General features: G+C 62.2%; 12 protein-coding genes. 2 read left to right on the forward strand and 10 right to left on the reverse strand.

Going from position 1 to position 14,407, the window contains the following annotated elements:
* Nucleotides 1-59: 59 nt before the first annotated feature.
* The 10 genes from F0P96_RS00320 to F0P96_RS00365 all read right to left on the reverse strand — a co-directional run bounded on the left by F0P96_RS00320 (nt 60) and on the right by F0P96_RS00365 (nt 10,097).
* On the reverse strand, nt 60-1,190 hold the full coding sequence (locus F0P96_RS00320; protein WP_262714334.1) for an acyltransferase family protein: 1,131 nt from the start codon (nt 1,188-1,190) through the stop codon (nt 60-62).
* A gap of 22 nt (nt 1,191-1,212) precedes the next feature.
* Nucleotides 1,213-2,409 carry a cytochrome-c peroxidase gene (locus tag F0P96_RS00325; RefSeq protein WP_151076764.1) on the reverse strand — a complete coding sequence of 399 codons (1,197 nt, stop codon included), beginning with the start codon at nt 2,407-2,409 and terminating at the stop codon, nt 1,213-1,215.
* Between the two features lie 37 nt (nt 2,410-2,446).
* Nucleotides 2,447-3,439: a transporter gene (locus F0P96_RS00330; protein ID WP_151076765.1), complete on the reverse strand. Its 993-nt coding sequence runs from the start codon at nt 3,437-3,439 to the stop codon at nt 2,447-2,449.
* A 44-nt stretch (nt 3,440-3,483) separates the two neighbouring features.
* Nucleotides 3,484-4,563, reverse strand: a complete 1,080-nt coding sequence (locus F0P96_RS00335) for a cytochrome-c peroxidase (RefSeq protein ID WP_235917331.1) — start codon at nt 4,561-4,563, stop codon at nt 3,484-3,486.
* Nucleotides 4,553-5,350 (reverse strand): MbnP family protein, encoded by a 798-nt coding sequence (locus F0P96_RS00340; RefSeq protein ID WP_151076766.1) that lies wholly within the window; start codon nt 5,348-5,350, stop codon nt 4,553-4,555. The genes F0P96_RS00335 and F0P96_RS00340 overlap by 11 nt, the downstream gene beginning before the upstream one ends.
* 118 nt (nt 5,351-5,468) lie before the next feature.
* A complete protein-coding gene (locus tag F0P96_RS00345) occupies nt 5,469-5,849 on the reverse strand; it encodes a hypothetical protein (RefSeq protein WP_151076767.1) in 381 nt (126 codons plus the stop codon).
* Nucleotides 5,850-5,939: 90 nt separating this feature from the next.
* The gene (locus tag F0P96_RS00350; RefSeq protein WP_151076768.1) at nt 5,940-6,467 is read right to left on the reverse strand and encodes an NADPH-dependent FMN reductase; all 528 of its coding nucleotides are present in this window, start codon (nt 6,465-6,467) and stop codon (nt 5,940-5,942) included.
* Nucleotides 6,468-6,581: 114 nt separating this feature from the next.
* On the reverse strand, nt 6,582-7,337 hold the full coding sequence (locus F0P96_RS00355) for a succinate dehydrogenase/fumarate reductase iron-sulfur subunit (RefSeq protein WP_151077599.1): 756 nt from the start codon (nt 7,335-7,337) through the stop codon (nt 6,582-6,584).
* A 131-nt stretch (nt 7,338-7,468) separates the two neighbouring features.
* Nucleotides 7,469-9,403 (reverse strand): fumarate reductase/succinate dehydrogenase flavoprotein subunit, encoded by a 1,935-nt coding sequence (locus tag F0P96_RS00360; protein WP_151076769.1) that lies wholly within the window; start codon nt 9,401-9,403, stop codon nt 7,469-7,471.
* A 19-nt stretch (nt 9,404-9,422) separates the two neighbouring features.
* Nucleotides 9,423-10,097 carry a succinate dehydrogenase cytochrome b subunit gene (locus F0P96_RS00365; protein ID WP_151076770.1) on the reverse strand — a complete coding sequence of 225 codons (675 nt, stop codon included), beginning with the start codon at nt 10,095-10,097 and terminating at the stop codon, nt 9,423-9,425.
* Between the two features lie 218 nt (nt 10,098-10,315).
* On the opposite strand from F0P96_RS00365, the gene F0P96_RS00370 reads away from it, so the two are divergent.
* Entirely contained in the window at nt 10,316-13,219 is a 2,904-nt protein-coding gene (locus tag F0P96_RS00370) for a T9SS type B sorting domain-containing protein (protein ID WP_151076771.1), read from the forward strand.
* 208 nt (nt 13,220-13,427) lie between these two features.
* The gene (fabD, locus tag F0P96_RS00375) at nt 13,428-14,312 is read left to right on the forward strand and encodes an ACP S-malonyltransferase (RefSeq protein ID WP_151076772.1); all 885 of its coding nucleotides are present in this window, start codon (nt 13,428-13,430) and stop codon (nt 14,310-14,312) included.
* The last annotated feature ends 95 nt before the right edge of the window (nt 14,313-14,407 follow it).

A 14,407-nucleotide genomic window follows, 5' to 3' on the forward strand; every position in this document is an offset into this window, starting at 1 on the left:
CCACTTATCAAACCTTCAACGGCGCCCTGGATTTCATTCTGGGGCGCCGTTGGTTTTTCTTATAAGTTGTCGATGGTAGGTTTAGGCCCCAACACTCGGTCAAGGGGCCGCTCAATAAGGTAATAAACGCCTACAGCCAGCAACTGCAGCAACACAAACTGCACCGGCAACAGACTGTGGTTGAGCAGGGAAGATACAGCGCGCTGTGCCACGCCCATGTGCAGCAGAAAGAAGGCGTAGGAGCTAAGCCCCAGTACCTGTAGCGGGCGTGAGGCAAGCAACGTGCGCAACCACGAGTGTTCCGTGAGCAGCCCGGCCAACAGAGCGGCTACTGCGAAGGGCAGTATCAGATTGTGGAGGGCCGCTCCCAGTGGGTGTTCGTGGCCAACCGGGTTGGAGAGGGCCGCCAGTGCAACCAATAACACCCCAAAACCTACGACGCCTCCGCAAGTCAGCCAGGGGAAGCGCCGCCGAGGAGCTACCGAAACATGGGAAGCCAGCCGCTGCCGGTACCACCGGGCCACCTGCCAGCCGACGACGAAATCGAGGATGCGGCCAAACGGCGTGGCGTGCCACATCAGGCCGTAGCTCTGCATGAAACCGTGCCAAGCATGGCCGGCGCTTAACCATGCCAGCAGAACCCCCACTGCCCACAGCAGCGGTACCAGCCACCAAGCTGAAAACCGCTTGACCGCCAGCAGCGGCACCAGTAAATAGAACCCCGCTTCTGTTGTCAGCGACCAGCCTTGCGACACGCCGCTGAGCAGATATTCTTCGAAAAAGCCGCGCAGCAGCGTGAGGTTCAGCAGCAAGGCCAGCCAATCGAGCTGATGAGAACTGAAGGCTGCTACGCCGAAAGTGAGTAGGGTTACGAGCCAGTACAGCGGCAGGATACGGACGGCTCGGCTACGTAAATAGCGGCCTATGGTGCCGGGGGCCGAGAAACCGGACTGGTAGCGCAACCCCAGCAACAGCCCGCTCAGCACAAAAAACACCGTGACGCCGGTGTACCATTCGCGCACGAAGGCATGGAGCCAGTGTGTGGCCCCGGCTGGCGCGAACGGGTTGAAATGAAAACCGAAAATCAGCCAAGCCGCCACGGCCCTCAGTCCGGTGAGGGCCGGCTGGTAACTTGTGGCTACTGGTGGTCGAGCGTCGGTAGGGGTGAGAGGCGATGCGGCGGAATGCACGCGCCGAAGATACTGCGTCGGCTTAGTTTGGGGCAGCGAACCGCGGGTCCTTGATGAACGTGGAATCGGTGAGGGTGTGCAGGAAAGCAACCAGCTGCCGCTTCTCGTCGGCCGTCAGATCCATGCGGCCGGTGCGGGAATTGTTGGAACTGAAGGCGAGCGACACATGCAGATTAGGGCTTTGCAACTGCACATGGTCGCTGTAGTGGTCGAGCACCTGCATCAAGGTCTGGAAACGGCCGTCGTGCATGTAGGGCGCCGTAAGGGCCACGTTGCGCAGCGTGGGAGCCTTGAAGGCGCCCATATCGACGGCTGCACCCGTGATGCCGCCGCGGCCAGGGTCGGCAAAGGTCATGTCGAGGCCGTTGTTGAAGAACTGGCCGGCGGGCGAAGTGAACGTGACAGGCGTATGACAGTGAAAGCACTCGGCCCCGCGGATGCCGGGCACGGCGTGGCTGTTGAACAAGGTCAGCCCCTGAAATTCATCGGTGCCCGGCAGAATGGCGGTTTTGTCGCCGGCCGCGTACCGGTCGTAGCGCGAATTGCCCGAAATGAGAGTACGCTCGAACTGCGCCAGCGCCTTGAGGACGTTGTCTTCGGTGATTTTCGACGAGCCGAAAGCCTTGCGAAACATCGGCGGATACTTGGCAATACCCTGCAGCTTGCGTACGCTCTCGATCAAGGGCTGGTGCATTTCCACCGGGTTTTCGAGTGGAATGCGGGCTTGCTGCTCCAAGCTGGTGCCGGCGCCGTCCCAAGTCAGGTTGGTCTCCCACACCACGTTGGCCAAGCTCATGGTGTTGCGCCGGTGCGGCGCGCCGCCATCGGCGCCAATGGCGTGGGCCAGCCCGTCGGTAAAGGCCTTGCTCTGCTGGTGGCAGGAGCCGCACGACTGGGTGCCGTTGCCGGAAAGCTGCTTTTCGTAGAACAGGTGCCGCCCCAGTTCCACGCCTTCCACCGTCAGCGGATTGTTGGGCGTGTTCGGAAAAGCCGGAAACAGTTTGTGGGGTGCCACCAGCGCATAGGGCGTAGGGGCAGGGGCTGGGCCTTCGGCGTCTCCTGGCACTACTACATCTTTATCGGGCTGGCAGGCGGCCGTCAGCAGCAGACCAACAGCAAGCGAGCAGACTCCAACGCGCACACGGCGAGAACGAAACACGGGCGGCAGCAGGGTAAAGGTGGGTGGAATGGCCTCGAAGATAAGCAGTTCAGGAGCCACAACAAGGAGTTGCGGCCGGCGGTTCGGTGCAGCCGGCTTACTTCAGCAAATACTTCTGCTGCCGAAAGCTGTAGCCGAGGGCCAACACCAAACGGCCGGCACTGGCGGGGTGGTCGGTGGCGGCGGTGTACACGGGCAGCTGCGCGCTGGCGTTCAGGCTCAGGTTTTTGTAATACACGTCGAGGCCCGGCCCGAGCAGGGCATTGTGCATGGCGTGTTCCCCGGTCAGCTCCCCTTCGAAGGTTTCGCCTTTGGTTTTCTCGTAGAACAGCTGCGCCGACGGGTACACCTGCCAGTCGCCCTTCAGTGGGAGGCGGTAAAACAAGTTGGCAAACGCCGCGCCGCTGGGCGCCAGGCCCTGCTGGTAGCGGTTGCGGTTGCTGCGGCGGTAACTCGCGTTCAGGCTCAACCCCAGGTTGCGGTAGCTGCCGATGTAATTGGCGTACACAAACCCGTCGGTGGTGCCCGAGCCGGGCTGCGTCAGCTCGGCGTAGCGGCGGCCGCGGGCGTTGCGGCGGTTGTTGTCGCCGGTGGGCAGCTTGGCGCCGCCGCCCACAATCAGCCGGCTCTGAATGCCCGCGGTTTCGATCTGGCGAATGAGGTGGTAGCCAGCAAACACGGTCACGTCGCCCACGCCCGAGAGGGTGAGCTGCCGGCCGTTGCTTTGCACAGTGTTCATCACGTAAGGCACGAAGGCATTGACCTCCAAGCGCTGCGCCAGGAAGTATTTGCCCCGCAATTCCACTACCCGGTAGGCCTCAAAATCGGTGGGGTCGCCCTTGTGGGAGTGTTCGTAGTTGTCGTCGGCATTGCGCTGCTTGGGAAATAAGGGCCGAGTGTCGTCGGGAAAAAAGCGCGGCTGCTGGCCTAGGTTGCGGTAGCCGTCGAACACGCGGTAGCGGTGCATCAGGGCCACGCTGCTTTGGTTGTCGTAGGGCGTAATGCCCATGAAACAGCCGCAAATGTCGCAGGCCCGCGCGGCCGGAGCGGCCAGCAGCAAGGCCGCGGTCAGGAAAAGAACGAAACGCATGGAATGCAAGTCGGAAACGCGGCCTAGGTAGGCGCAAGGCAAGTTTATTGCCGCTCGGCCAGGCGTTTGTCGTTGATAAAATCGTGGTCGGTCAGCGTCAGCAGGAAAGCCTGAATGTCGGCCTGCTCCTGCGCCGTGAGCGGAATACCCAGGCGGCCGCCGGGCTGGCGCAGTTGCGCGTCGAGGGTAGGCGAATCCTGCACGCCGTGGTCGTAGTGGGCCAGCACCTCGGCAAGGGTCTGGAAACGGCCGTCGTGCATATAGGGCGCCGTAAGGGCCACGTTGCGCAGGCTCGGAACCTTGAACAATCCACGCTCGGCGGGCCGGCCCGTAATGTGCACCCGACCCGAATCGGCCGCGAACGTGCGGTTCAGGCCGTTGTTGCGGTAGGTTTCGTCGGTAAACAAGTCGGTGGCGTGGCAGCCGCTACAGCGCTGGCGTACCAGGGCCAGCCCGCGCAATTCATCCGTGGTGAGGGTGCCGCCGGCTTCGCCGCGGGCATAGTGGTCGTAGCGGGAGTTGGCCGACGTGAGAGCCGCTGTGAACTGCGCCAGGGCCCGCAAAAACTGCTGCGCGTTGATGGGGCCTTCGCCGTACACGGCCGCAAACCGCTGCCGGTAACCGGCGTCGGCGTTGAGCTTGCGCAGCACGTTTTCCAGCGTTTCGTCCATCTCCAACGGGTTGTTGATGGGCGCCAGCGGAATTATTTCGAGGTTTGAGACGCCCCCGTCCCACATAAAACTGCGGCCCCAGCGCAGGTTCTGCAGCGCCGGCGCGTTGCGGGTGCCCAGGCGCCCGTCGATGCCGTGGCTCAGGGTGTGCCCGGCGTGAGCAAAAGCCGCAAATTGTTGGTGGCACGAGCCGCACGACACCGATCCGTCACGCGAAAGGCGCGCGTCGTAGAACAGCTGGCGGCCGAGGGCAAACGAGGCGGGCGTGGTGGCTATCGGCGGCGTGTACACCGGCGCAGGGAAGTTGCCCGGCACCACCGTGCCGGGCACTTCCTCGTCGGCCGGCCGCACGTCGCGGTCGGGGTGGCAAGCAGCCGAAAGCAGGGCCGCAAGCGCAACCGCCAGCCAGCCCGTAGCCTTGCGTATCATGGCCGTACCGGGTTTAGTCGGCATGGATGTGGTCGATGCGGAACATGCCCGCCGCGTAGTTCTGCGAAATCTTCACCGAGTTGGGGTCGGAGCTGTGGCCGGTACCCGCCAGGGTGGCAAACCGCACGGTGTTCGGACCGGCAAACATCTTGTTCAGATCAGCCTTCAAGTGCACCTGGGGCGTCACGGTGCCGCGTACTTTCAGCGCGGTGCTGGCCGGCAGGGACGGCGACACGGTTTGCACCGTGTTGTTGGGCTTGCGGAAACCGCCGATGTGGAACTGCAAGGGGCCGCCGTTGGGCAGGTTGCCGGGGTTGGCGGCCTGCGGCGAGCTGCCTTCCATTTTCAGGAAGATGTAGCCCGAGCTCCAGCTCCAGTACATGTCGTTGTTTTGCGCCAGAGCGCCGGTTTGGGCCCCGCTCACGTTTCGGGTGCTGTCGACGCCGATGGTGAACGTAAGCTGGGTGTAGTCGCCGGTCGGCACGTCTTTCAGCGTGAAGCTGTGCGTATTTTCCTCGGCTTGCTTCACCAAGTGGTAGCTCTCGGGCTCGGCCCAGGTGGTGCCGTTGCTTTTGGTGAGCTTCACGTTGGAAATAAAGTAGTTGAACTTGGAAACCTTGAACTGGTCGCCGGCTTCGGTGGTGTAGTAGGTGGAGGCGTTCAGGGTAAGCGCCTGATTGCCCACTACGTTTTCAAATTCCAGGTCAACCGAGCCGGTGGCGGGTTGGTCTTCATCGTCGTCGCAGGAAGCAAAGAGCAGCGACGCGGTAGCCAGGGAGAAAAGCAGGGTAGTAAGCTTCGGAAATTTCATCAACGGAAAACGGTTTCGGGTGGGAAGAACGGGCAGCGCCGCCACACCAAGCTGTACCCGGGAGCAAGCAAGAGGCGGTGCTGCCGCAGCCGTAACCAACGGCTGGCTGGTGCGCGGTTCAGGCCCTAACCAGTGGCGGATGAAATACACCCGGCGTCGGCCGCGACGGGCAGTCGGCTGGCTCAAACCCGGCAAAAAGCAGCGGCGTTGGCCGCAGAACGAGGCCCGCCGGCACCGCGGGGCGGGCAACTGGCACAACGTCGTACTTGATCTTGGCAAAGCCAGCGGCCGGTGTTTTGCCGGTGCCCTCGGTAGCTTTGCGGAGCTGCTTGCGCAAGTGGCACTTGCCGTTGCAGTGCATCTGAGGCCGCGCTTTGTTGATGCAAAACAGCTGCGTGACGCGCTCCTTGTGCACTTGGTAGTCCAAGACCATGACCTCCCGGCTGAACGTTTGCAGCAGGATGAGCACGGAAAGGAAACAAGCCAGCAGGCGTTGCACGGCAGAAGGGGCCAGGGTGGGTGGTATTCAAAGATACAGCGGCAGCCCAGAATTCATTCCGCCGAACCCGCGGAAGAGGGCAAAACGGGCCTAGAACCGCAACAACAACTCGGCCTGTTCGCGCAGTAGTTGCAGGTACAGCGGGTGCGTCAGCTGCCCGTCGTCGGTCAGGTGTTGGTCGATGAAGGGCAGGCGCACGCGCTGGGGCAGCACGGCCGTGCCGAGGTACATAAGCACGTCGGTGAGGTGGCTGAGGGCCAGCAAGCCGCCCTGCCCACCCGACGACAACCCTACCAGCGCCGCCTTTTTGCCCCGAATGCCGCCGGGGTAGGGCAGCCCGTCGATAAAGGCCTTGAGCGCGCCGGGAAACGAGCAGTTGTACTCGGGCACGATGAACACCAACTTGTCGGCGTCGCTGGCTTGCTGGGCGAGGTGGTTGAAGCCGGTGTGCAGGCCCGCGTTGTCGTAAAGCGCCGTGGTCAGAAAATCGGCGGGCAGCTCCACCAAATCCAGAATCTGGTGGGGCGCGGCGTACTCGCGCAGCAGCGCGGCGTAGAGGTTGGCCACGCGCCGGGCGCGGGAGTGGGGCCGGTTGGTACCGGCAACGATGGTTATCATCGGAAGGAGCTGGAAGTCAGAAGCTGGCAGACGGGAACGGAGCGCAGAAAGCAAAAAGGCGAAACGGGGTGCCGTTTCGCCTATTCGGAATCCTGATGGGATAACCGCCCAGCCTTACGCCAGGTTATTCGAGGTAGCCTTGGCAGCCAGGAATTCGCGGTTCAGAATGGCAATGTTTTCCAGCGAAATGCCCACCGGGCACTCGGCCGCGCACGAGCCGATATTGGTGCAGGCACCAAAGCCCTCCTTGTCCATCTGGGCCACCATGTTTTCCACGCGGGTTTTGCGCTCTACCTGGCCTTGCGGCAGCAGGGCCAGCTGGCTCACCTTGGCCGACACGAACAGCATGGCCGAGGCGTTTTTGCACGAGGCCACGCAGGCGCCGCAGCCAATGCAGGTAGCGGCGTCGAAGGCGCGGTCGGCAATCGACTTGGGCACCGGAATTTCATTGGCGTCGGGCACACCACCGGTGTTCACGCTCACGTAGCCACCGGCCTGAATGATACGGTCAAAGGCCGAGCGGTCCACGCTCAGGTCGCGGTTGACGGGGAAAGCCGCGGCGCGCCAGGGTTCCACCACAATCGTGTCGCCGTCCTTGAACTTGCGCATGTGCAGCTGGCAGGTGGTGGTGCCGGGCTCGGGGCCGTGCGCGCGGCCGTTGATGTAGAGGTTGCACGAGCCACAGATGCCTTCGCGGCAGTCGTGGTCGAAGGCTACGGGGTCTTCGCCTTTGTGCAGCAAGTCCTCGTTGAGCACGTCCAGCATCTCCAAGAAGGACATGTCGGGCGAGATATTCTTTACCTGGTAATCTACCAATTGACCATCGGCCGTGCGGTTGCGTTGCCGCCACACTTTCAGCGTCAGGTCCATGGGTTTGGCGTTGGGGTTACTTCCGGCCATATATTTGGGCTGTTGGCTTTTAGCTGTTGGCTGCCGGCTTTTTTCCGTCGATGAGTAGGCGAAGAGCCAACAGTCAACGGCTACAAGCCAGCAGCGAAAGTTTATTTGTAGCTGCGCTGGGTGAGCTTCACGTTTTCGAAGGTCAGCTCTTCCTTGTGGAGGACTTCGGGCACGTTGTCGCCCTGGTATTGCCAGGCGGCTACGTAGGCGTAGTTCTCGTCGTCGCGCAGGGCCTCGCCTTCCGGCGTCTGGTACTCTTCGCGGAAGTGGCCGCCGCAGCTTTCGTTGCGGTTGTAGGCGTCGTCTACCATCAGCTCGCCCAACTCCAGGAAGTCGGCCACGCGGCCGGCTTTTTCCAGGGTCTGGTTCAGCTCTTCGTTCAGGCCGGTCACCTTCAGGTCGCTCCAGAACTCCTTGCGCAGCTGCTGAATGGCTTGCTTGGCGTGTTGCAGGCCTTCGGCGTTGCGGGCCATGCCGCAGTATTCCCACATGATGTGGCCCAGAGCCTTGTGGAACTCGTCGGGCGTGCGCGTGCCGTTGATGCCCATAAAACGTTGCAGCCGCTCGCGTACTTGGGCTTCGGCTTCTTGGAAAGCCGGGTGCTCGGTGGTCACGGGTTTGGGCGGCGTGTTGGCCAGGTAATCCCCAATGGTGTAGGGAATTACGAAGTAGCCATCGGCCAGGCCCTGCATCAGCGCCGAGGCACCGAGGCGGTTGGCGCCGTGGTCGGAGAAGTTGCACTCACCGGTGGCGTACAGGCCGGGCACGTTGGTTTGCAGGTTGTAATCGACCCACAGACCGCCCATGGTGTAGTGCACCGCCGGGTAAATGCGCATGGGCATTTCGTACGGATTCTCGTCGGTGATTTTCTCGTACATGGCAAACAGGTTGCCGTACTTCTGGCTCACCCCTTCCACGCCGATGCGCTGGATGATTTCGCTGAAGTCGAGGAACACCGCCAGGCCCGAAGCCCCTACGCCGCGCCCTTCGTCGCACATCATTTTGGCATTGCGCGAGGCTACGTCGCGCGGCACCAAATTGCCGAAAGCGGGATACTTGCGCTCCAGGAAGTAGTCCCGGTCTTCTTCTTTGATGTCGCTGACGCGGATTTCGCCTTTGCGCAGACGCTCGGCCATTTCCACCGTCTTGGGCACCCACACGCGGCCGTCGTTGCGCAACGACTCCGACATGAGCGTGAGCTTCGACTGGTAGTCGCCCGATACGGGAATACAGGTCGGGTGAATCTGGGTAAAGCAGGGGTTGGCAAACAGGGCGCCCTTTTTGTGGGCACGCCAGGCGGCCGTGGCGTTCGAGTATTTGGCGTTGGTGCTCAAGTAGAACACGTTGCCGTAGCCGCCGGTAGCCAGTACCACGGCGTGGGCCGCGTGCTGCTGAATTTCGCCCGTAATGAGGTTGCGGGTGATGATGCCGCGGGCCTGCCCGTCGACCACCACCAGATCCAGCATTTCGGTGCGGTTGTACATCTTCACCTTGCCGTAGGCAATCTGGCGCATCAGGGCCGAGTAGGCCCCCAGCAGCAGCTGCTGGCCGGTTTGGCCGCGGGCGTAGAACGTGCGCGACACCTGCGCGCCGCCGAACGAGCGGTTGGCCAGCAGGCCGCCGTATTCGCGGGCGAAGGGCACGCCCTGCGCCACGCACTGGTCGATGATGTTCACCGAGACCTGCGCGAGGCGGTACACGTTGGCTTCGCGGGCGCGGTAGTCGCCGCCCTTGATGGTGTCGTAGAACAGGCGGAACACCGAGTCGCCGTCGTTCTGGTAGTTCTTGGCCGCGTTGATGCCGCCCTGCGCTGCAATGGAGTGCGCGCGCCGGGGCGAATCGTGGAAAGAAAACGCCTTTACGTTGTAGCCCAGCTCGGCCAGCGAGGCGGCTGCCGAAGCGCCGGCCAGGCCCGTGCCCACCACAATCACGTCGTACTTCCGCTTGTTGGCGGGGTTCACGAGCTTGACGTTGAACTTATGCTTCTCCCATTTCTCGGCCAAGGGGCCTTCGGGAATTTTGGCATCCAGCTTCATAAGGTGCAAACTGGTTAGGTTACTTGAGGAAGAAGAAGTACAGCGGCATGGCGGCGAAGCCGGCGCACACGATGATGGAGAAGGCGTAGCCGAAGTACGTAATGAACGGGGTGTACTTGCGGTGCGTCAGGCCCAGCGTTTGGAAGGCGCTCTTGAAGCCGTGAATGAGGTGGTAGGCCAGGGCAACCTGCGCCAGCACGTACAAGAGCACGTACCACCACTGCTTGAAAGAGCTGGCTACCAGCGTGTAGAGGTCGTCGTTGCTGTTGATATCCGGGTCCAGGTCGCCGAAGCGGGCCCGGTAAAAGAAGTTGTAGAGGTGCACCAGCAGGAAGATGAGAATGATGGTGCCCAGCAACCCCATGTTGCGCGACTGCCACGGGCTGTTCTGGCCGATGTTGTCTACCTTATACCCCTGCGGACCCCGGGCGGCTTTGTTGCGGCCCGTCAGCGCAATGGCCTCGTAGATGTGAAACACAAATCCCGCCAGCAGCACAAACTCGATGGTGCGGATGACGGGATTGGTGCCCATGAAGTGGGAGTAGATATTAAAAGCGACGCCGCCGTCGTTCTTAAATAACTGGAGGTTACCGATCAGGTGAATCACCAGAAACGAACACAAAAACAAGCCCGTGATGGACATAATGATTTTGCGGCCGATGCTACTGGAAAGCGCGTTACTAAGCCAACTCATAGGGGAACGGAAGGGTGAAAGAAAGGTCGATTGCAGTGGTCAAAGGTACGGGCCGGTCGGCAACGAAACAATTACGCTCAAAACGCCTTTCTTGGACTGAACCAGCCCGGTCTGCTTGTCGTTACAGCACACAGACCAAGTACCCAACCCACTGTATTGGGTTTTTGTTAGGTTGCCTTTCGATTCTTCTCTCAGCAGCTTCTAATCGGCTTACGCGTATGCTGTCTTCTTTACTTCGCCGCCCAACCGGGCCAGGGCTGTGGCCGTGGCTGCTGATGGGCCTTTGGCTGTGGCTGGCTCCCGATGTTGCCCAAGCCACCCACATTCGCGCCGGCGACATTCAGGCCAAGAGCGACACCACCTTGCCGGTGGCCAACCGCAACTCCCGTCGGGTCTTCTTCCGGATGACCCTGTATATGGACCCGACGTCGCAGGCCACCATTCAGGAAACGGACCAAACCATTTATTTCGGCGACGGTACCAAGGCCGAGGTCCGCTTCAGCCGGGAGGCCGATTTGCTGGGTTTTGTGAACGTGCGGCGGCGCACGTACTTCTTCGAGCACATTTATAATGCACCCGGTACCTACGACGTGAGTTGCGTGGGTGAGAACCGCTTCAGCGGGGTAAAGAACATGGCGCGCCCCGACCAGCAGACGTTCTACATCTACTCGAAAGTCACCATCGACCCGTTGCTGGGCGTCAACCGTTCGCCGGTGCTCAGTGCGCCGGCAATTGACCTGGCGGCCATCCAGCAGGTATTCCTGCACAACCCCGCTGCTTCCGACGCCGACGGCGACTCGTTGGCCTTCAAGCTGCGCGTGTGCCAGCAGGCCCGCGGTTCGGTGGAGCAAATCAACAACACGGCCCCCATCAACACGCCCGTGCCCCGGCCGTGCGACGGCTACGAATACCCCAACAGCCAAAGCCCCTCGGTGTCGCCGGGCGGCGTGCAAGTCGCTTACGCGGGTCCGCCAGTGCCCACCGTGGGCGGGCCGGCTACGTTCGACATCGACGTGCGCACCGGTCAGCTGGTGTGGAACTCCCCCAGCACCGTAGGCGACTACAACGTGGCGTTTGTGGTGGAGGAGTGGCGGCGCCGGGCCAACGGCACCCGGTTTCTGATAGGGGAGGTGCTGCGCGACATGCAGATAACCGTGAAAGCCACCGCCAACCTGCGGCCCACGGTGCTCGTGCCGCTGGACACCTGCGTGGTGGCCGGCGACGTGGTGATTGGGAAAATCCGCGCTACCGACCCCAACAACGACTACATTCGGCTGCAGGCCTTTGGGGGAATGCTGCCGCCGGCTACGTTCCGCAAAATCCGGAGCCAGAACCGCCGCGGCAGTGCCCTGGGCGAGTTCCGCTGGACTACTTCCTGCACCGATGTTGCCTCGGAGCCCAAGCTGGTGCTCTTCAAAGCCGAAGACTCTACCGGTACCGGCCAGAGCCAGGTGCCGCTCATCGACGAGCGGGTGTGGCGCATTACGGTAGTAGGCCCGCCGCCGAAGAACGTACGCGCCCAGCGCAGCGGCAACAACGTGCGGTTGACTTGGGACCTATATGGGTGTCAGCTAAACCCCAATGTGACGCTGCACATTTACCGCAAAGAAGGCCCGTCCACGTTTAACCCCGGGCCGTGCGACACGGGCATTCCGGCTTCATCGGGGTACGTGCGAATCTATTCAATTCGGGGCGACTCCCTGTCGTACCTCGACAAGCGTGGCGGGCTGGGTATGGAGCGCGGCAAAACGTATTGTTACCGCATCTACGCCGAGTTTCCGCGGCCGGCTGGCGGGGCCAGCATCGCATCGGCGGAAGCATGCGTAGCGTTTGACGGCCGCCCCGCTGTGCTGCGCAATGTGACTGTAGACCGCACCGACGCCGCCAATGGGCAGATTACCGTGCGTTGGACTACGCCCCGGCCTGGTACCGGCAGCAGCTTCAACGCGCCGCTGGGCTACAAGCTGGAGCGGGCGCAGCAAACCGCGCCTACCTCTTTCCGTACGGTGCGGGTATTGAGTAACCTGACCGATACTGTACTGGTAGACTCGGGCCTCAATACCCTTGACAATACCTATACCTACCGGCTGACTTTTTTCAACAAAGCAACGCCGCAAACACTTGGCTCCGACACAACTACCATCCGGGAGGTGGCGCAGCCGGCATCCAGTGTGCGGCTGCGTGGCCAGCCGGATGCAACGGCCCTCGGCAATGTATTGACGTGGACGCACAACGTGCCGTGGGACAACTCGTTGAGCCCGGCCACTATTTTCCGGCGCGACGCTGCCGGCAACTTCGTAAGCCTAGCCACAGCACCCAATACCAGAACGGGTGGCACCTACACCGACCGCGCCATTCAAGCCGGGCAAACTTACTGCTACTACGTGAGTACCTTGGGCGGCTACAACCAGCCCACGCTGCCCGATAACCTGGTGAACCTGAGCCAGGAACTGTGCGTGCAACCCTCGCCGTGCACGCCGGTGCTGGCGGTGAAAGTCACCAACTGCGACAGTCTCAACGCCAAGCTGTTCAACCTGGGCAACATCCCGCCCGGCACGCGCTACACCAACTTCCTGAGCTGGAAGCTGAACCCGAACAGCCCGCCCGGCTGCAACACCACGGTGGCCTACTACCGCATCTTCGCCCAAAACGAGCCCGAGGGCCCGTTTGTCCTCATCGACTCGACCCAGCAAACGAGCTACGCCAACGGCAACCTGGCCTCGGCAGCCCGCTGCTATCAAGTGCAGGCGGTGAGTGTGAACGGCCAGCGCAGCCCGCTGAGTAATGTGGCCTGCAACGACAACTGCCCGCTGTTCCTGCTGCCCAACATCTTTACCCCGAACGGCGACGGGACCAACGACAAGTTCATGCCCAAAGTGGCTAGCCCGGTGCAGCGCGCCAACGTGCAGATTTTCAACCGCTGGGGCGTGCGCGTATACGAAGGCCAGGCCAATCCCGCTACCCTCATCCTCTGGGACGGTGGCGGCGTGAAAGGCGGCGAAGGGCTGGATAGCGGCTCCCGCGTGTCGGATGGTCTCTACTACTACCTGATCGAAGTGGATTTTGCCGACCTGGCCAAAACCCACAAAACCTTCAAAGGCTGGGTGGAAGTAACCCGGTAGAATTATTGGTCAAGGAACCGGTCGGAACGGCTGCCCTAGCAGGGCGGCCGTTTCTGTTTACCGGTAAAATCAACTGCAGAAGGACTGCCCACGTACCCTGGGACCGGGCTATTTCCGCTGATTTCCGCACCTTGCGCCTGTTTGGCGCCGTCGGTTCAGTGCGAAGCGGCGGCGCTACGTTCCCTGTCAATCCCCTCACTACTACCCCATGAAAGCCGTCATTTTCCCCGGCCAAGGCAGTCAGTTTCCCGGCATGGGCCGCGAGCTGTACCAGCAACACCCCGAAGCCCAACGCCTGATGGTGCAAGCCAACGACATCCTGGGTTTCTCGCTCACCGACATCATGTTCTCGGGCTCCGACGAAGACCTGCGCCGCACCGACGTCACCCAGCCCGCCATTTTCCTGCATTCTGTGGCGCTGTTCAGCACCCTGCCCGACCTGCGCCCCGATATGGTGGCCGGTCATTCGCTCGGTGAGTTTTCGGCCCTGGTAGCGGCCGGCGTGCTGCAGTTCGACGACGCCCTGCGCCTCGTGGCGCAGCGGGCCCAGGCCATGCAGGCCGCCTGCCAGGAGCAGCCCGGTACCATGGCCGCCATCCTCGGTCTCGACGACGCCACGGTAGAGCGTATTTGCCAGGAAATTACCCAGCAAGGCAATGTGGTGGTGGCCGCCAACTACAACTGCCCCGGCCAACTCGTTATCAGCGGTTCGCAAGCGGGCATCGAGCAAGCCTGCGAAGCCCTGAAAGCCGCCGGGGCCAAGCGGGCCCTGCCGCTGCCGGTAGGCGGCGCCTTCCACTCGCCGCTGATGCAGTCGGCCGAGGCGGCGCTGGCCCAGGCCATTGAGCGCACCACCTTCAGCCCCGGCCGCTGCCCGGTGTACCAAAACGTGGACGCCGCCCCCCACACCAACCCCGACGAGATTCGCCAGAACCTGGTGCGCCAACTCACGGCCCCGGTCCGGTGGACGCAGAGCGTGCAGCGCATGGCTCAGGACGGCGCAACGGAGTTTGTAGAGTGCGGCCCCGGCAAAGTGTTGCAAGGGTTGGTGAAAAAGATTGCTCCGCAGGCTGCCGCGGCTTCGGCCGTGTAGCCTCAGACACAGCTACTGGAACGGCAGCCAACCTGGAGCCGTTGGGCGAGCCTGTGCATTTCAAGCCGGTGGTTTCCTTTGCTGGAGGCCGCCGG

This window comes from Hymenobacter busanensis (assembly GCF_008727865.1).
Classification (GTDB): Bacteria; Bacteroidota; Bacteroidia; order Cytophagales; family Hymenobacteraceae; genus Solirubrum; species Solirubrum busanense.